The 17,398-nt window shown below is 69.6% G+C and carries 10 protein-coding genes; 5 read left to right on the top strand and 5 right to left on the bottom strand.

The window, feature by feature from the left end; all coding sequences use genetic code 11:
* Positions 1 to 210: 210 nt before the first annotated feature.
* The gene (locus ACZ562_RS04005) at positions 211 to 1,728 is read left to right on the top strand and encodes an amino acid permease (RefSeq protein WP_471173902.1); all 1,518 of its coding nucleotides are present in this window, start codon (positions 211 to 213) and stop codon (positions 1,726 to 1,728) included.
* 209 nt (positions 1,729 to 1,937) lie between these two features.
* Here the strand turns inward: ACZ562_RS04005 and ACZ562_RS04000 are convergent, their stop codons facing one another.
* Together ACZ562_RS04000 and ACZ562_RS03995 are read right to left on the bottom strand one after the other, a co-directional pair.
* Positions 1,938 to 2,321 carry a PIN domain-containing protein gene (locus ACZ562_RS04000; protein ID WP_471173900.1) on the bottom strand — a complete coding sequence of 128 codons (384 nt, stop codon included), beginning with the start codon at positions 2,319 to 2,321 and terminating at the stop codon, positions 1,938 to 1,940.
* 315 nt (positions 2,322 to 2,636) lie between these two features.
* Positions 2,637 to 3,743, bottom strand: a complete 1,107-nt coding sequence (locus tag ACZ562_RS03995) for an LCP family protein (RefSeq protein WP_471173899.1) — start codon at positions 3,741 to 3,743, stop codon at positions 2,637 to 2,639.
* A gap of 332 nt (positions 3,744 to 4,075) precedes the next feature.
* On the opposite strand from ACZ562_RS03995, the gene ACZ562_RS03990 reads away from it, so the two are divergent.
* Both ACZ562_RS03990 and ACZ562_RS03985 read left to right on the top strand, forming a co-directional pair.
* Positions 4,076 to 5,191 (top strand): PLL family lectin, encoded by a 1,116-nt coding sequence (locus ACZ562_RS03990; protein ID WP_471173897.1) that lies wholly within the window; start codon positions 4,076 to 4,078, stop codon positions 5,189 to 5,191.
* Positions 5,192 to 5,493: 302 nt separating this feature from the next.
* On the top strand, positions 5,494 to 9,573 hold the full coding sequence (locus ACZ562_RS03985) for a bifunctional glycosyltransferase/CDP-glycerol:glycerophosphate glycerophosphotransferase (RefSeq protein WP_471173896.1): 4,080 nt from the start codon (positions 5,494 to 5,496) through the stop codon (positions 9,571 to 9,573).
* A gap of 154 nt (positions 9,574 to 9,727) precedes the next feature.
* Here the strand turns inward: ACZ562_RS03985 and ACZ562_RS03980 are convergent, their stop codons facing one another.
* Positions 9,728 to 10,576: an endonuclease/exonuclease/phosphatase family protein gene (locus ACZ562_RS03980; RefSeq protein WP_471173894.1), complete on the bottom strand. Its 849-nt coding sequence runs from the start codon at positions 10,574 to 10,576 to the stop codon at positions 9,728 to 9,730.
* 187 nt (positions 10,577 to 10,763) lie between these two features.
* Between ACZ562_RS03980 and ACZ562_RS03975 the strand changes: the two genes are divergently transcribed.
* Positions 10,764 to 12,254 carry a hypothetical protein gene (locus ACZ562_RS03975; protein WP_471173892.1) on the top strand — a complete coding sequence of 497 codons (1,491 nt, stop codon included), beginning with the start codon at positions 10,764 to 10,766 and terminating at the stop codon, positions 12,252 to 12,254.
* A 41-nt stretch (positions 12,255 to 12,295) separates the two neighbouring features.
* The gene (locus ACZ562_RS03970; RefSeq protein ID WP_471173890.1) at positions 12,296 to 13,825 is read left to right on the top strand and encodes a hypothetical protein; all 1,530 of its coding nucleotides are present in this window, start codon (positions 12,296 to 12,298) and stop codon (positions 13,823 to 13,825) included.
* Positions 13,826 to 13,903: 78 nt separating this feature from the next.
* Here the strand turns inward: ACZ562_RS03970 and ACZ562_RS03965 are convergent, their stop codons facing one another.
* On the bottom strand, positions 13,904 to 16,030 hold the full coding sequence (locus tag ACZ562_RS03965; RefSeq protein ID WP_471173888.1) for a 3-hydroxyacyl-CoA dehydrogenase NAD-binding domain-containing protein: 2,127 nt from the start codon (positions 16,028 to 16,030) through the stop codon (positions 13,904 to 13,906).
* Complete coding sequence (locus ACZ562_RS03960; protein WP_471173885.1) at positions 16,027 to 17,253, bottom strand: thiolase family protein; 1,227 nt, start codon at positions 17,251 to 17,253, stop codon at positions 16,027 to 16,029. The genes ACZ562_RS03965 and ACZ562_RS03960 overlap by 4 nt, the downstream gene beginning before the upstream one ends.
* Between the last annotated feature and the right edge of the window lie 145 nt (positions 17,254 to 17,398).

Here is a 17,398-nt window from a genome sequence, read left to right as displayed (position 1 = left end):
CCTCGTGGGGGATTCTCCCTCCCCCCCCCCCCCCCGCCTCCCCCCCCCCCCCCCCCCCCCCCCCCCCCCCCCCCCCCCCCCCCCCCCCGGGCCCGGTGTGGCGAGAGTGCGTGCACGGCGTCGCGAGGCAGGCGGGAATGTGACGGCAGGGCTGGGCCCGGAAGCCCCCTCTCGATCATGTCGAGGACGACAAGCGTGGGAGGTACGCCCGTGAGCAGCACCCTCTTCCGGACGAAGAAGGTCGAGCAGTCCATCCTCGATACCGAGGAGCCAGAGCACGCGCTCAAGAAATCCTTGTCCGCGCTGGACCTGACCGTCTTCGGCGTCGGCGTCATCATCGGCACCGGCATCTTCGTCCTGACCGGCACGGTGGCCAAGAACAACGCCGGCCCCGCCGTCGCCCTGGCCTTCGTCGCGGCCGGCGTCGCCTGTGCGCTCGCCGCGCTCTGCTATGCGGAGTTCGCCTCCACGGTTCCGGTGGCGGGCTCCGCGTACACGTTCTCGTACGCCTCGCTCGGAGAACTGCCCGCCTGGATCATCGGCTGGGACCTGGTCCTGGAATTCGCGCTCGGCACCGCGGTGGTCGCCGTCGGCTGGTCCGGCTACATCGCCTCGCTCCTCGACAACGCGGGCTGGCACCTGCCTGAGGCGCTCAGCGGGAGAGAGGGAGCCGACGGCTTCGGCTTCGACATCCTCGCCGCCGCCCTCGTCCTGGTGCTCACCGCCATCCTCGTGGTCGGCGTGAAGCTCTCCGCGCGGATCACCACCGTCGTGGTCGCCATCAAGGTGACGGTCGTCCTGACCGTGATCATCGCGGGCGCCTTCTTCATCATCGGCGACAACTACGACCCGTTCATCCCGAAGGCGCAGACCGTGGAGGCCGGCGAGAGTCTCCAGTCCCCGCTCATCCAGCTGATGTTCGGCTGGGCCCCCTCCAATTTCGGTGTGATGGGCATCTTCACCGCCGCCTCCGTCGTCTTCTTCGCCTTCATCGGCTTCGACGTCGTGGCCACGGCCGCGGAGGAGACCCGCAACCCGCAGCGGGACATGCCCCGTGGCATCCTCGGCTCCCTCCTCATCTGCACGATCCTGTACGTCGCCGTGTCGATCGTCGTGACCGGCATGCAGCACTACACCAAGCTGTCCGTGGACGCCCCGCTCGCCGACGCGTTCAAGGAAACCGGGCACCCCTGGTTCGCGGGCTTCATCAGCTTCGGCGCCGCCGTCGGCCTCACCACCGTCTGCATGATCCTGCTGCTCGGCCAGACCCGGGTCTTCTTCGCGATGAGCCGCGACGGACTGCTGCCCCGGTTCTTCTCCCAGGTCCACCCGCGGTTCAAGACCCCGCACCGGCCGACCATCCTGCTCGGCGTGATCATCGCGATCCTCGCCGGCTTCACCAGCCTCAGCGAACTCGCCGAACTGGTGAACATCGGTACGCTCTTCGCCTTCGTGGTCGTCGCGATCGGCGTGATCATCCTCCGCAGGACCCGCCCCGACCTGCCCCGGTCCTTCCGCACCCCGTGGGTGCCGGTCCTGCCGATCCTGTCGGTCCTCGCCTCGCTGTGGCTGATGCTCAACCTGCCCGCCGAGACCTGGCTGCGCTTCGGCATCTGGATGGTCATCGGCTTCTTCGTCTACTTCCTCTACGGCCGCTCCCACAGCCGGCTCGGACGACACGAGGAGACCACGTCGGCCGAGGCGATCAGGCCGAAGACGAACGAGTGACACTCCTTGCGCTCCGGCCCCGCACGGCCCGCGACGGCGGAGGCGAAGGGGCCGTCCGGCCCGTGACGGCGCAGACAGACGAGCCGGACGGCCGCCGGCCTCGACGCGGCGGGGGTGGGTCGGCCGGTCGGTGTGGCCGGCTGTGGTGGGGGGTGTGTGGGTCGACCCGGTGGCTCGGCTGTGGTGGGGGTGGGGCCGTCGCGTGGGTGCTACGGCCGGACTGTCCGTGGCCCCGTCACCTCCGCGCCCAACTCGCCGACTCTTCGCCGCAGTTCACGGTCCGCCGTGACGACCAGGACGGGGCGCTCGCCGGCCTCGGCGACCAGGTCGACCATGCGGTCGTCCCCGCTGCCGGGCGCCGACACGACCCGTACGCCCGGTGCGGACTCCACGCCACGGGCCGCGCCCTCGACCACGAGGACGATCTCCACGGGGCCCTCGTGCCCCTGCACCCCGTCGGCCGCCAGCCGGTCCCGCAGTCGCTCCGCGGCCCCACGCCGGTCGCGCCACCACCCGTCGGGCACCGACCCGACGACGTTCGCGGCATCGACGATCACAAGGAGCGGGGGATTCCCGGCTGGCAGGTCGCCCATGGGACAAGGGTCGCACGGCGGTCGCCGCCCCATCCGGAGCGAACGGGGCGGCCCCGGCACAAGTGATCCGGCTCGACGAGCGGCCGGGTCGCCTTCGCCGCGCCCCACCGAACAGGAGGCGGCCGGTGCCCGGTGGACCGTGTCGGGCCAGCACGGCCGGCCGACGCCGTCGTGTCCGTCATGGTGGACGAGACCGACCGCGTGGTCGCGGCGGCCCCGTCCCCGTCCACGGGCCAAGTACTCCTGACCTGACGCAAGGAGGGGCCGGGCCCGGCGCTCACGGCCTGGCAGGTGATCTGACGGACTCCCGGATCGTCAGGAAGTCCCGCCGGTGGCAGGGGACTTCTTCGCGGACTCGGGGATCTCCGAGTCGGTGCGGATCGCCTTCCACAGCTTCGTCGCCAGCGGCTCGGCGGCGACGACGCGGTTCGGGTCGGTCTTGTCGTACTCGACCGGGAGCATGATCGTCTCCATGTTCTCCGGGTCGACGCCGTTCATGCTCCGGCCGAAGTCGGACAGCGCCTTGAGCGAGGCGAGGTCGGAGTCCGTGGTGAGGGCCTCGGTCAGACTGTCGGCGATCTTGTAGGTCTTGGTGGGGCTGCCCAGCAGGTCCTGCTTCTTGATCTCGGAGAGCAGCGCGGTCATGAACTGCTGCTGGAGGGTGATACGGCCGAGGTCGCTTCCGTCGCCGACGCCGTGCCGGGTACGTACGAACTGCAGGGACTGGGTGCCGTCCAGCTTGTGGGTGCCGGCGGTCAGGTCGAGGCCGCTGGACGTGTCGTGGATGTCCTGGTCCACGGTGACGGTCACGCCGCCGATCGCGTCCACGAGCCCCTTGAAGCCGGCGAAGTCGATCTCGACGTAGTGGTCCATGCGGACACCGGAGATCTGCTCCACGGTCTTGACCACACAGGCCGGACCGACCTGGGAGTAGATGGAGTTGAACATCACACGCTCCGCGGACGCCACCGTGGAGCCGTCCGACTTGTTGCACTCGGGGCGGGTCACCAGGGTGTCGCGGGGGATGCTGATGGCGACGGCCTTGGTACGGCCCTCGGGTATGTGCATCACCAGCGCGGTGTCGGAGCGCGCTCCGGAGACGTTCCCCGTCTTCAGCTCGGCGTTGGCGCCGGCGCGCGAGTCGGAGCCCAGGATCAGGATGTTCTGGCCGGAGGTGGGCAGCTTCTCGGGCCGGTCGTCACCGATCGCCTTGTCGAGGTCGACGCCCTTGATGTTGCCGTCGAGGTCGCTGTAGAGCCAGTAGCCGGTGCCGGCGGCGGCCACGACGAGCACGGCGAGACCGAGCAGGATCTTCCGGCCTATACGGCGTCCCCCGGAACGCTCGCGCTGGCGACCACGGCCGCCGCGGCGCCGGGACGGCGCGTCGGAGTCGGTGCGCTGGGGCGTCGAGACATGGCTCATCCTGGTCCGAGTCCTCGCTGGTCGTGCCCCGAAGGGCGGTGCTTGCGGTCTGAGGACTCGGGTGGGGGAGGCCGGTCCGTGTATTGCCCGATCAATCCCGCACTATAAACAAATCTCGGGTCGGTCATGTTCGGATCGTGGTGCAAACGTGGACACGAACCGAACAAGAGGCGTTCGTTCACAACGTGGTCGATCTCGGGCGAGTGGGGGGCTCAACCGGTGCGAGCCCTGTGGCAGGTCAGGGGAACTGGTGAACGAGCAGCATATGATGTCCCGGATTTCAGGGTTTCCATGGCCGTGCTGCGGCGGGCTTCAGGAGGGTGCACCAGGCCATGCGGAGAAGGTCGGCAGGCTCTGCGGGCGCCGCCCGCCCGGTCGCTCCCACCGCGACGGAACAGGGGCGCGTCGCGTCCGGGACCGCCCACGGCGGCTGGCTCACCCTCGGCAAGGACGGCCGGCTCAGTCTCTACGCACCCACCGGCGGCGGCCTGCTGCGCTGGACGGAGACCACCCGCGGCGGTCCCGTGTGGAGCGGGCCGCACTTCGTGGCCGTGGCCGGGCTGACCCACCTGACCGTGGTGCAGGGCGCCGACGCCTACGTCCACTTCCTCGGCCGCCGGGAGCGCACCGGTGCCGACGGTTCGCGAAGTGTGGACGTCGTGCACGCGATCCAGTACCAGACGGGGCTCGCCTTCTCCGACTGGCGCTCCCTCGGCAACCCGCATCAGGACCGGGAGCAGGGCAGGCAGCTGGGACCGCCGACCGGAGCGGTCGCGCCGGACGGCACCGTGCACGTCTTCGCGCGCGGCGCGCACAGCGGCTTGATGCTGCGCCGGGAAGCCCCGAACGGCAAGTGGAAGGCCTGGGAGGACCTGCGCGGCGGAGGCATGGACGTGCTGCCCGCGCCGGTCGTCCTGGCCGGAGGACGGATCGAGGTCTGTGCCGCCGCGGAGACGGGCTTGCTCGTGTGGCGTCAACTGGAGCCGGGTGGCGACTTCGCGGGGCCCCGGGGCTTCGCGCTGCGCCCCTCACCGGGTACGGTCGCCGCCCTCGAGACCGGACCGGACCGTGCCACGTTCTTCTGGACGGACGCCGAGAGCGGTGGCGCCTGCGCATGGCGGGCGGGTGGCTGGCCGACCGCGTTGGGTTTCTCCCCGGCCGCGCTGCCGTACGCAGTGCTGCGCACGTCGTTGGACGGCTACGACTGTGTCGCTCTCGCCTGCCGGGACCGCGACGGTTCGGCCGTGCTCGGCGTGGGGGGAACCGAGAACGAGGCGGGCGGTTTCTGGTGGTACGCGCTTGCCGAGCCCTGCCAGGGCGCACCGGCGCTTGCCTTGGACGGCACGGGGCGGGTGGTCATGGCCCTGATCGGCCCCGACGGAATGCCGAAGGTGGCCCGGCAGGAGGACGGCACCGGGCTCACCCTCACCCGTTGGCAGACGCTCTGACCCCCGCGACCTCGCGCACATGGGCCGCGTGACGCGCGTCTCAAGCGCCGGCATCTCCTTTGACGGCAGGGGGACTTACTCCCGGCAAAGCGGTGAACGCCACATTAAGGGCCCTTGACCATTCGTTAGGGCAACATAAGATGTGGTGATCCTGTGGCTCGCGGTGGAGGGGGCTCATTCCGCGGCCGCAGAGGCGTGTGATGCCAAGGCGGCAAGGGGGCTGGCCGGGTACGCCGACTAGGGGGACCCAGCTGTTGCTGGCCGGTGTTCCCGGGGGTGAAATGTCTTGGTAGGAGTATGAGTTGGCGGAACATCCGCGCCTGAGCGTTGTCGTTCCCTTTCAGGATGTCGAGGTCTACCTCGCCGAATGTCTGGAATCGATCGCGCGCCAGTCGTTCCGTGACTTCGAGGTGATCCTCGTCGACGACGGTTCCACCGACGGCTCCGTCCGGATCGCGGCCGACTTCTGCGCGGCGGACCCGCGCTTCCGGCTGATCCGGCAGCACGCGCACGGGCCCGGCCATGCCCGCAACACCGGTTTGCGCGCCATGCACCCCCGGGGCGAGTTCCTCGCCTTCGTCGACGGCGACGACGTCATCCCCGAATACGCCTACGAGCTGCTGATCCGCACCTTGGAGGAGTCCGGCTCGGACTTCGTCTCGGGCAACGTGCAGATGATGAACTCCACCAAGAAGTGGCAGTCACCGCTGCACAAGGGCCCGATGCAGAAGAACCGCCGCGGCACCCACATCACGAAGTTCGACGCGCTGATCTACGACCGCACCGTCTGGAACAAGCTGTTCCGGCGGACCTTCTGGGACTACCACTACATCGAGTTCCCCGAGGGCGTCCTGTACGAGGACTCCTGGGTCAACATGTACGCCCACTTCCGTGCCGCCAAGGTCGACGTCATCACGGACATCGTCTACTTCTGGCGCCGCCGGGACGGTGGCGCCGCCCCCTCGATCACCCAGCGCCACACCGAGCTGTCGAACCTGCGCGACCGGGTCGCTGCCGTGCAGTCGGTGAGCCGCTTCCTCGCCGAGCGGCGCTCCAAGCTGTACGAGGGCAGCAAGCGCAAGTACGACCTCGCCTGTCTGAAGTCCGACCTGATGCTGCACCTGAAGGTGCTGCCGGACGCCGACGAGGAGTACCAGCAGGCCTTCATGGGGTGGGCCAACGAGTTCCTCGGCGAGGCAGACCCCACCATCATCGACGAGCTGCCCGCGGACGCCCGTGTGAAGTGGCTGCTGGTGCGCGACTGGCGACTGCCCGAGCTCCTGGAGGTCATCGAGTTCGAGCGCAAGGGCGGCCCGATGCCCGTCCAGCGGCGGTTCCGCCGCTACCTCAAGTACCCCTTCCTGGGGGACCGTGAGGTCGGACTGGACAAGAAGGCCTATCGGCTGGACAAGGAGTTCTCCCTGCACGGGTCGCTGAGCGGCGCGCGCTGGAGCACGAACGGAGACCTGCTGACACTGACGGGCGCCGCCTACGTCCGCTTCATCAACGTGCACAAGAAGCACATGTCGGTCAAGGCGATCGCCCTGCGGAACAAGAAGCAGGGGCGAATGGTGATCACCACGGCCAAGACCACCTATGCGCCGCAGGCCACCGAACACTCCAACCAGAATCGTTACTGCTACGACTGGGCGGGCTTCGAGGCCCGTATCGACACGACCCGGCTCAAGCGCAAGGGCCAGTGGGTCGAGGGCACCTGGGACGTCGCGGCCGGCGTCCTCAGCCGCGGCCTGTTCCGCTACAAGGGCATCGACCGCGGTGGCGCGGGAACCGCCGCCAATCCGCCGTACCGGTACGTCGACAAGAACACCCGCGTCCTTCCGGTGTTCCTGCAGGGCAAGCTCAAGCTACGCGTGGAGACCGTGCGCTGCCGCATCACCGGCCACCGGGTGACCGGCGGCCAACTGGAGCTGCGCGGCGTCTACCTCGGACCCACGGTTCCCGAGTGGGGCAAGCTCAGAGTCACCAGCATGAGCGGGGCCGGGCGACACGACGCCTGGGCGCACTTCACCCCCGGCGGCGACGGCTGGTGCACCTTCAAGGCCCGCATTCCGCTGCGCGTCCTGGTGCCGGGGTTCAGAGCCGACAAGCAGGCCGGCTCGGAGATTCCGAAGTCCTGGAGCATGGGCAGCAACGGATGGAAGACCACCTTCCACGTCGAGGGCCGCAAGATGACCATGTATCCGGTCATGGCGGAGGAGACGCAGGACGGGCACTACCGCATGCCCGCGTCCCTGCAGACCCGCGAGGGTGACCGGGAGGTCGTGGTCCACCGCAACGGCTCGGGCTACCTCGTGCTCTTCGAGCGTGCGACCCTGCCCACCGCGACGGGCTTCGCCTGGCGGGAGGACGGCTCGCTGGAGCTCAGCGGCCGTTACCTGGCCGCCGACCGGCTCTCCGCGCAGGAGTACCGCGACGCGCACCTGGTGGTGCGTTCGCGCGCCCACGGGGCCGAACGCCCCGTTCCCCTCGTCTGGGACGGCAACAGGTTCCACTGCGCCGTGACCCCCGCCGCCATGCGGACGCTCGCCGGCGGCATCCCGCTCGCGGCCGGCCGCTGGGACTTCTTCCTGCGCCGCCAGGACCTCTCCGCGGTCGCCCGAGAGGACCGGCTCGAGGACCTGATGGTGAAGATCGAGCAGGACCTCGTCGGCTCCTTCCCGCAGGAGTACGAGGAGGACGAGCGCCGGTACGAGCTCCAGGCCGAGGCCTACGACCGCCTCTCCCTCCTCGTCCACTCGGCCATGCCCGACCACGCCCGCGGCCCGTACCGCCAGAAGCTGCTGCGCACGAAGGCCTACCCGGCGGCGCGCCGGAAGAAGGTGCGCCCGGCGATCGTCTTCGACGCCTTCAAGGGCACCCAGTACTCGGACAGTCCCCGCGCCCTGCACGAGGAGTTGGTGCGTCGGGGCGTCGACCTCGAGCACCTGTTCGTGGTCCGCGACGACCAGGTCGAGGTGCCGCCCACGGCGACGCCCGTGCGCATGTGGTCGCCTCAGTGGTACGAGGCGCTCGCCACCAGCCGGTACGTCGTCGCCAACAACCACCTTCCTGACTGGTTCCAGAAGCGGGACGGCCAGGTCGTCGTGCAGACCTGGCACGGAACCCCGCTGAAGAAGATCGGCCACGACATCGAGGCCATCCACTTCGCCGACCAGCGCTACCTGGAGCGGGTGGAGAAGGAGGTGCAGAACTGGGACATGCTGGTCTCGCCCAACAGCTTCTCCACGCCGATCCTGAAGCGCGCCTTCGGCTTCCCCGGCGAGATGGTGGAGTGCGGCTACCCGCGCAACGACATCCTGCGCCTGCCCGGTATGGAGCGGCGGGAGCAGGAGATCCGCCGCCGCATAGGCCTGCCGGAGGGCAAGCGCGTCGTCATGTACGCCCCGACGTGGCGCGACGACCAGTTCTACGCCCCCGGCAAGTACAAGCTCGACTTCCGAATAGACCTGGCGGACGCCCGTGCCCGGCTGGGTGCCGACCACGTGCTTCTGGTCCGCCGTCACCCCAACGTGGTCGACCCGGTACCGGGAGCCGGCGACGGCTTCGTCTTCGACGTCTCCGACTACCCGGACATGGCCGACCTGTCCCTGATCACCGACGTGATGATCACGGACTACTCGTCCCTGATGTTCGACTACGTGAACACCGGACGTCCGATCCTCTTCTTCACGTACGACCTGGACCACTACCGCGACACGCTGCGCGGCTTCTACTTCGACTTCCAGAGCAGCGCTCCCGGCCCCCTGGTGTACACCTCGGAGGACCTCGTGACCGCGATCCGTGAGATCGACCGGATCCAGGACACCTACGCCGAGCGCTACCGCTGGTTCCAGAGCGAGTTCTGCGACCTCGACGACGGCTATGCCTCGGCACGGCTCGCGGACCGGATGCTGGTCGTGGGCGGCGACCTCGCGCCCGAGGAGGCCCGGGCACCCGGTGTCGGCACGGTGGACAACCGCCACACGGGACGTGCGCTCACGCCGATCCACTGGAACGCCCAGCAGTGGTTCGCCACCCAGCAGAGCTCGGCACAGACACCGGCCGGCGCCCACGACATGATGAGCGCGGTCCCCGGCTGGCCCGCGCACACCGGACAGGGAGCGACGGGCGTTCCGCAGGGGTACGGGACGACGGGCCCGTACCAGGCGAACGCGCTTGTGCTACCGAGCCAGGTCGACGAACACGTGCAGCCATGGCAGGGGCATGGGGCTGCGGCCGTGGACCAGGCTCATCCCCGGGGCGTACCGCGGAGCGACGTGCCGCAGCCGACGGCGCCGCGGTTCCAGCCTTTCGTGCCGACCTCGGGGGTCCAGGCGGCCGAGGACAGGGTCACTGGGGACGTGATCGTGTGGTCCCGGTGATCGGGCCCGAGGGCACCCGGCGCGAGCGGTGCTCGTGTCCGGACGAGCCGAACGGCCGCGGCGCTCAATGATCGCGCCACCCCCGAGCACGCCCGAGGCGCTCATCGTCGCCCGCCCTCCGCGGCCGCGAACCGAGCGCCCCTTCGGCGTTCCCTCAGCCGGTCCGCACCCGGACCAGCAGCGCGAGGTGGTCGGAGGCGCCGGTGTCGTGCACAGTGCACCGGGACCGGACCAACCCGGTGAACAGGTAGTCCAGCTTGTGGCCGGAGACGTGGGTCTCCCGGCCCGAGCGAGAGGACGCGGAGGGCTGGCCGCACTCCCGGTGGACGGTGTAGGGCGCGGAAGGCCACACCCACGAATCGGGGTTGCCGTCCCCCGGCGGATTCACGTTCAGGTCACCGCCGTACACCGTGCGCCGCGTCGGCACCGCGGCCACCAGCGCCTTCAGCTGCTCGTCGCGGAACTCCCAGTCGGGGTGCACCAGGTCGCTGCCGGCCGGACTCAGATGGGCATTGCACAGGCGGACGCCGTGCGCGGCGACCGAGGCGCACAGGATGCCGCGCCGCAGGCCCACGGAGGGCTGGTGCGAGGGCACCGCGGTGACGGCGGACAAGGGGTACGCCGCGAGGACCGCGAGACCGGCGGAGCCCTGCCCGGAGCCGGCGCACCGCACGTTCCTGACGTGTCCGGCGCGGTCACGCGAGGTGTAGGCCCGGAACGCCGTGTGCCAGTTCCGGCCGAGCGCCTTGCGCACCGCCTCGACATCGCCGGCGCAGGCCTCCTGGAGCAGGACGACCTGGGCTCCGGCCCGGGTGGCGAGGCGCTTCAGCTCCCGCTTCTTCACCTCACTGCTCCCCGCGCAGTTCCACTGCTGGACACCGCACATGTTCCAGGTCGCCACGGTCAGCGTACGGCCCGACGCGAAGGACCGGGTCGGTCCCGACGACTGCGCCTCTGTCACCGCCGTCGCAAGGCCCAGCAGGGCGACCGCCGCGGCCGCCACCCGGCGTCCTCGACGTCGCCGTGGGCCGGGCACGGACCGGGAGGGTGTCGGAAGCATCACGACATCATGGCCGATCACCCGAACGAACACCAAAGTTCCGACGTATCAACCTGTCTCGGGCATTCGTCCCACCGGGGGTACCACACCCGCCCGATGCCGAAGCACCCGACGAGAGTGGAACCGCACCATGTCTAAAGCACCCGCGAAGGACCGCCAGGTGATCAAGGGGATCGACGCCTCCGGTGGCTGCCCTGTCGAGTACCGGTTCTCCCACGCGCGAAGCGGCAACCGGCACCTGACGGTCGTCTTCGCCAACATCTTCGCGCCGGACGACTACGGCTGGGCCACCGGCGTCCTGGACAACCTCCGGTCCAACATCCTCTGGATCCGTGACCGGTTCGACGGCGGGAACACCTACTACCTGTGCAAGGACATGGACTTCGCCGTCGAGAGGTCGGTGATCGGGCTCATCTCGAAGGTGGTGAAGGCCCTCGGGCTGACACCCGCCGACGTCACCCTGTGGGGCAGCTCGAAGGGCGGCAGCGCGGCGCTCTACTTCGGGCTGCGTTACGGCTTCCGGAACATCGTCGCCAGCGTTCCGCAGATCGCGATCGGCACGTTCGTGCGCGACGTGTACCCCGACACCGGCCGCCACATGCTGGGCGAGGCGATGGCGGACGACGGCGTCCGCGCCCTCGACGCGATCCTGCCCGACCTGCTGGCGTCGGGGGCGAACCCGGACGCGAACATCTACATGGTGTCGTCGCCGCAGGACGAGCAGTACAACAGCCAGGTGGAGCCCTTTCTGGGCTTGTTGCAGCGGTACGCGAACTTCAACTTCATCTTCAGCGAATCCCCGTTCATCACGGACCACGGAAAGGTGACCCAGCGCAACACGCCTGCGCTGCTGGGCATCGCCTATCTGCTCGTCGAGGGCATCGCCCCGCGCCTCGGTCTCACCCGGCACGGCTACGAGGAGCCCGGCGCCGACCGGTCGGGTATCAACGCCTTGCTCAAGTCGACGTCGGTGGTGCAGGGTTCGTTCGCCGCTCCGGTCGTGACCGCGCCCGCGCCGTACGACCTGCTGCCCGTCAAGGGCGCCCGCTTCACAGGCCATGCGCCCGGAGCGGTCCGGGTGAGCATCTGGGAGAACGGCACGTATCTGTCCTCGACTCCCGTCGGCGAGGACGGCGGCTGGACCTGGGAACGCGACACCCCGTGGAGCACGGGCGAGCACCTGCTGAGGCTCTTCGCCGTCGACCCGAACGGCTACCAGTCCGGGCGCGCCGACGTGCAGTTCACGGTCGCGGAGCACGTCACGGCGCAGCGGACGGGCCAGGACGCCGGGTTCACGGCAGGGATGGTCCCCGGCGGACTCCCCGCGCCGCTGGTGCAGCGGCCGGAGGTGTACGGCCGGCTGCCGGGAACGCAGGTCGGGTTCGCGGGCGTCGCCGCGGGCGCCGTCCAGGTGGGCTTCCGGCAGAACGGAGTCATCCTCGGCGCGTGTGCGGTCGCTCCCGACGGCCGCTGGTCCTGGGAACCGGGCTGGCCCTGGGTCGAGGGCATGCACACCGTCGAGGTCTTCGCGTTGGACGCGACGGGGGCCGAGTCCCCGGCGGCCGCTGTGCCCTTCGCCGTCACGAACACCTCGGCGGGTGCCGCACCCGCCGGGTACTGAGTCGCCCGACTTCGCAGCAGACCAGAGAGTGGATGACGTACATGTCCCCAGCACCCAAGAACGGGCGGCAGTCGATCGCCGGCATCGAGGCCTCCGGGACGTTCCCGGTCGAGTACCGGTTCAGCCACGCCCAGCAGGGCAACCGGCATCTGGTCGTCGTCTTCGCCAACTTCGGCGCGCAGGACGACTACGGCTGGTCCAACGGTGTGTTCGACAAGCTCCGGGCCAACATCCTCTGGATCCGGGACAAGTTCGACGACCACCGCAGCTACTACCTGTGCCGGGAGATGGACTTCTCCCTGGAGCAGTCCGTCGTCACGCTCATCTCCAACGTGATGCGGGCCCTCGACCTCACCGCGGACTCCGTCACCCTGTGGGGCGGCGCCAAGGGCGGCACCGCGGCTCTGTACCTCGGCCTGAAGTACGGCTTCCGGAACATCGTCGCCATCGCGCCGCAGATCTCGATCGGCACCTATGTCAGGGACACCCACCCCGGCACCGCCCGCTTCATGCTGGGTGAGGGCGTACCGGAGGAGAACGTGCGGATCGTGGACGCGCTCATCCCCGACCTGCTGCGCTCGGGCGCGAACCGCACGGCCAACATCTATCTGGTCTCCGCGGCCCAGGACGAGCAGTACCCGGTCCAGGTGGAACCCTTCCTGGGGCTCTTCCAGCCCTACGAGAACTTCAACTTCGTCTTCAGCGACTCCCCGCACATCGCCGATCACACGCAGGTGACAGGACGCAACGTCCCCCTCCTCATGGGCATCGCCAACTTCCTGATCGACGGGATCGCCCCGCGCCTGGGCTTCGTCCGCAACGGCTACGAGGAGCCCGACCGCGACCGCTCGTCCATCGCCTCCTACCTCTCCGCCACATCGGTGGTCCGGGGTGCGGAGTTCCCGCCACCCGTGGTGACGGCACCGGCGCACCAGGAGGAAGTGCACCGGGACGCCGTACGGTTCGCGGGCCACGCCCGCGGTGCCGCCCGGGTGAGCATCTGGGAACACGGCAAGTACCTGGGGCAGGCCGACGTGGCCGCCGACGGCAGCTGGTCCTGGGAGCTGGGCAGGCCCTGGAGCAAGGGCCAGCACGCCGTGAAGCTCTATGCAGTGGCCGCTTCGGGCTACCAGTCCGAGCGGATCGAGACGTCCTTCACGGCGGTTGACGGCCCCGGCAGTGCTGCTGCGCCGGCAAGGACCGGGACCGCGGTGATGGAGCGCGGTCCTGTGCTGTCGACGGTCGGGCCGAGCTCCTCCGCGCCGATGGTGCTGGAGCCGGTGGCCCACGAACAGGTGATGGATTCCCGCGTGGTCTTCCGGGGCGCGGCCGCGGGCGCCGCACAGGTCGGATTCCGTGAGAACGGCGTGCTGCTGGGCGGCGTCGCGGTGGCCCCGAACGGCAGCTGGTCGTGGGACTCGGGCTGGGCCTGGAGTGCGGGCATGCACGTCGTCGAGGTCTTCGCCGTGGACGCCTCCGGAGCCGAGTCCCCGGTGACCCAGGTCCCCTTCACCGTCCTGAACGCGTCGGCCGGGGCGCCGGCGGCCTCGTACTTCGGCGGGAACCACTGAGGACGCACGAGAGAGGGCCTCCGCCCGAAAGCGGAGGCCCTCCTCACATATGACGCCGCCTACGACGCCGTACGACCGTCACGCCGGAACCGAAGCCACTCCGGCGGCCAGGAACTTCTTGCCGTTCACGCGCTCCGAGACACCCTCCCGGTCCAGGTACGGCGTGATGCCGCCCAGGTGGAAGGGCCAGCCGGCGCCCGTGATCAGGCAGAGGTCGATGTCCTGGGCCTCGGCGACGATGCCCTCGTCGAGCATCAGGCCGATCTCCTGGGCCACCGCGTCCAGCACCCGCTCCCGCACCTGCTCCTCGGTCAGGACGGTGTCGCCCTGCTGCAGCAGCGCGGCGACCTCCGGGTCCAGCTCGGGCTTGCCGCCGTCGTAGACGTAGAAGCCGCGCTTGCCCGCCTTGACCACGGCCGCGAGGTTGGGGGAGACCGTGAAGCGGTCCGGGAAGGCCCGGTTGAGGGTCTCGGAGACGTGCAGGCCGATCGCCGGACCGACCAGCTCGAGCAGGACCAGCGGGGACATCGGCAGACCCAGCGGCTCGACCGCCTTCTCCGCGACCTCGACCGGGGTGCCCTCGTCGATGACGTTCTGGATCTCGCCCATGAAGCGGGTGAGGACGCGGTTCACGACGAACGCCGGGGCGTCCTTCACCAGGACCGCTGTCTTCTTCAGCTTCTTGGCGACGGCGAACGCCGTGGCCAGGGAGGCGTCGTCCGTCTTCTCGCCGCGGACGATCTCCAGGAGCGGCAGGACCGCGACCGGGTTGAAGAAGTGGAAGCCCACGACCCGCTCGGGGTGCTGGAGCTTCGACGCCATCTCCGTCACCGACAGGGACGACGTGTTCGTCGCCAGGATCGCGTGCGCCGGGGCGACCGCCTCGACCTCCGCGAACACCTGCTGCTTGACGCCGATCTCCTCGAAGACGGCCTCGATGATGAAGTCGGCGTCGGAGAAGCCCTCGGCCTTGTCCAGCACACCGGAGACCAGCGCCTTGAGGCGGTTGGCCTTGTCCTGGTCGACCCGGCCCTTGCCGAGCAGCTTGTCGATCTCGGCGTGGACGTAGCCCACACCCTTGTCGACCCGCTCCTGGTCGATGTCCGTGAGGACGACCGGGACCTCCAGGCGGCGCAGGAAGAGCAGCGCGAGCTGGGAGGCCATCAGACCGGCGCCGACGACACCGACCTTGGTGACCGGACGCGCGAGCGACTTGTCCGGCGCACCGGCCGGACGCTTGCCGCGCTTCTGCACCAGGTTGAACGCGTAGATGCCGGAGCGCAGTTCACCGCCCATGATCAGGTCGGCGAGGGCCTTGTCCTCGGCGTCGTAACCCTGCTGGAGGTCGCCGTTCTTGGCGGCGGCGATGATGTCCAGCGCGCGGTACGCGGCCGGGGCCGCGCCGTGCACCTTGCTGTCCGCGATGAAGCGGCCCTTGGCGACGGCCTGGTCCCAGGCCTCGCCGCGGTCGATCACCGGGCGCTCGACCTCGACGTCGCCCTTCAGCACCTGGGCGGTCCAGATCAGCGACTGCTCCAGGAAGTCGGCGCCCTCGAAGATGGCGTCGGCGATGCCGAGTTCGAAGACCTGCCGCCCCTTGAGCTGCTTGTTCTGGTTGAGGCTGTTCTCGATGATCACCGAGACGGCCCTGTCGGCGCCGATCAGGTTCGGCAGCAGGGTGCAGCCGCCCCAGCCGGGGACAAGCCCGAGGAAGACCTCGGGCAGCGAGAAGGCGGGCAGGGCCGTCGAGACGGTCCGGTACGTGCAGTGCAGACCGACCTCGACGCCGCCGCCCATCGCCGCGCCGTTGTAGTACGCGAAGGTCGGGACCGCGAGGGCCGACAGGCGCTTGAAGACCTCGTGGCCGCCCTTGCCGATGGCGAGCGCGTGGTCGTGCTCCTTGAGGAGTTCGACGCCCTTGAGGTCCGCGCCGACGGCGAAGATGAACGGCTTGCCGGTGACACCGACACCGACGATCTCGCCGGCCGCGGCCTCCTTCTCGACCTGGTCGACGGCGGTGTTGAGGTTCGCCAGCGACGCCGGGCCGAACGTGGTCGGCTTGGTGTGGTCGAAGCCGTTGTCAAGGGTGATGAGCGCGAAACGCCCCGCACCGAACGGCAGGTCGAGGTGGCGTACGTGCGCGGACGTCACGACCTCGTCGGGGAAGAGCTCGGCCGCGCCCTTCAGGAGTTCAGCGGTGCTCACTTGTCGCCTCCGGCGTCCTTGTGGTGCGGGTTCTCCCAGATCACCGTGGCGCCCATGCCGAAGCCGACGCACATGGTGGTGAGGCCGTAACGGACCTCCGGCTGCTCCTCGAACTGGCGGGCCAGCTGCGTCATCAGACGGACGCCGGAGGAGGCGAGCGGGTGGCCGTACGCGATGGCGCCGCCGTACTGGTTGACGCGCGCGTCGTCGTCCGCGATGCCGTAGTGGTCGAGGAAGGCCAGGACCTGGACGGCGAAGGCCTCGTTGATCTCGAAGAGGTTGATGTCCTCGATCGACAGACCGGCCTTGGCGAGGGCCTTCTCGGTCGCCGGGATCGGGCCGTAGCCCATGACCTCGGGCTCGACGCCGGCGAAGGCGTACGACACCAGGCGCATCTTGACCGGCAGGTCGTTCTCGCGGGCGAAGTCCTCGGACGCGATGATCGAGGCGGTGGCGCCGTCGTTGAGACCGGCCGCGTTGCCGGCGGTGACCCGGCCGTGCACACGGAACGGGGTCTTGAGGCCGGAGAGGTTCTCCAGCGTGGTGCCCGGGCGCATCGGCTCGTCGGCGGTGACCAGGCCCCAGCCCGTCTCACCGGCCTCCGGGTTGGTGCGGCGTACGGAGATCGGCACCAGGTCCTGCTGGATCTTGCCGTTGGCGTACGCCTTGGCGGCCTTCTCCTGCGAGCGCACGGCGTACTCGTCGGCGCGCAGCTTGGTGATCTGCGGGTAGCGGTCGTGCAGGTTCTCGGCGGTCATGCCCATGAACAGGGCGGACTCGTCGACCAGCTTCTCGCTGACGAACCGCGGGTTCGGGTCCACGCCCTCGCCCATCGGGTGGCGGCCCATGTGCTCGACACCGCCGGCGATGACGGCGTCGTAGGCACCGAAGGCGATCGAACCGGCCGTGGTCGTCACCGCGGTCAGCGCGCCCGCGCACATGCGGTCGATGGAGTAGCCGGGAACCGACTGGGGCAGACCGGCGAGGATGCCCGCGGTGCGGCCGAGGGTCAGCCCCTGGTCGCCGATCTGTGTGGTGGCGGCGATGGCGACCTCGTCGATCTTCTTCGGGTCGAGGCCGGGGTTGCGGCGCAGCAGCTCCCGGATCGCCTTCACGACGAGGTCGTCGGCGCGGGTCTCGTGGTAGATGCCCTTCGGGCCCGCCTTGCCGAACGGGGTGCGGACGCCGTCGACGAAGACGACGTCCCTGACGGTACGAGGCACGATGGCTCTCCTCCAGGGTGCGGGATGCTGCGATGCGCTGAGCGCGCGCTCAGGACCCATGCTACTTATGAGTAACGTAGCTGCACAGCCCTGGCGGGTGGAGCGGCGAACGTCACACCTCGAAAGGGCCGACCAGGCAGGCGCC

Source organism: Streptomyces sp. NPDC040410 (assembly GCF_055595715.1).
Note: the sequence above shows the minus strand (reverse complement) of the source record. Positions and strands in the feature narration are given on the sequence as shown.

Coding starts and splice junctions, on each gene's coding strand:
- ACZ562_RS03995 (WP_471173899.1), bottom strand. CDS start 3,743: ATGAGCCATGTCTCGACGCCCCAGCGCACCGACTCCGACGCGCCGTCC.
- ACZ562_RS04000 (WP_471173900.1), bottom strand. CDS start 2,321: ATGGGCGACCTGCCAGCCGGGAATCCCCCGCTCCTTGTGATCGTCGAT.
- ACZ562_RS03970 (WP_471173890.1), top strand. CDS start 12,296: ATGTCCCCAGCACCCAAGAACGGGCGGCAGTCGATCGCCGGCATCGAG.
- ACZ562_RS03990 (WP_471173897.1), top strand. CDS start 4,076: ATGCGGAGAAGGTCGGCAGGCTCTGCGGGCGCCGCCCGCCCGGTCGCT.
- ACZ562_RS03975 (WP_471173892.1), top strand. CDS start 10,764: ATGTCTAAAGCACCCGCGAAGGACCGCCAGGTGATCAAGGGGATCGAC.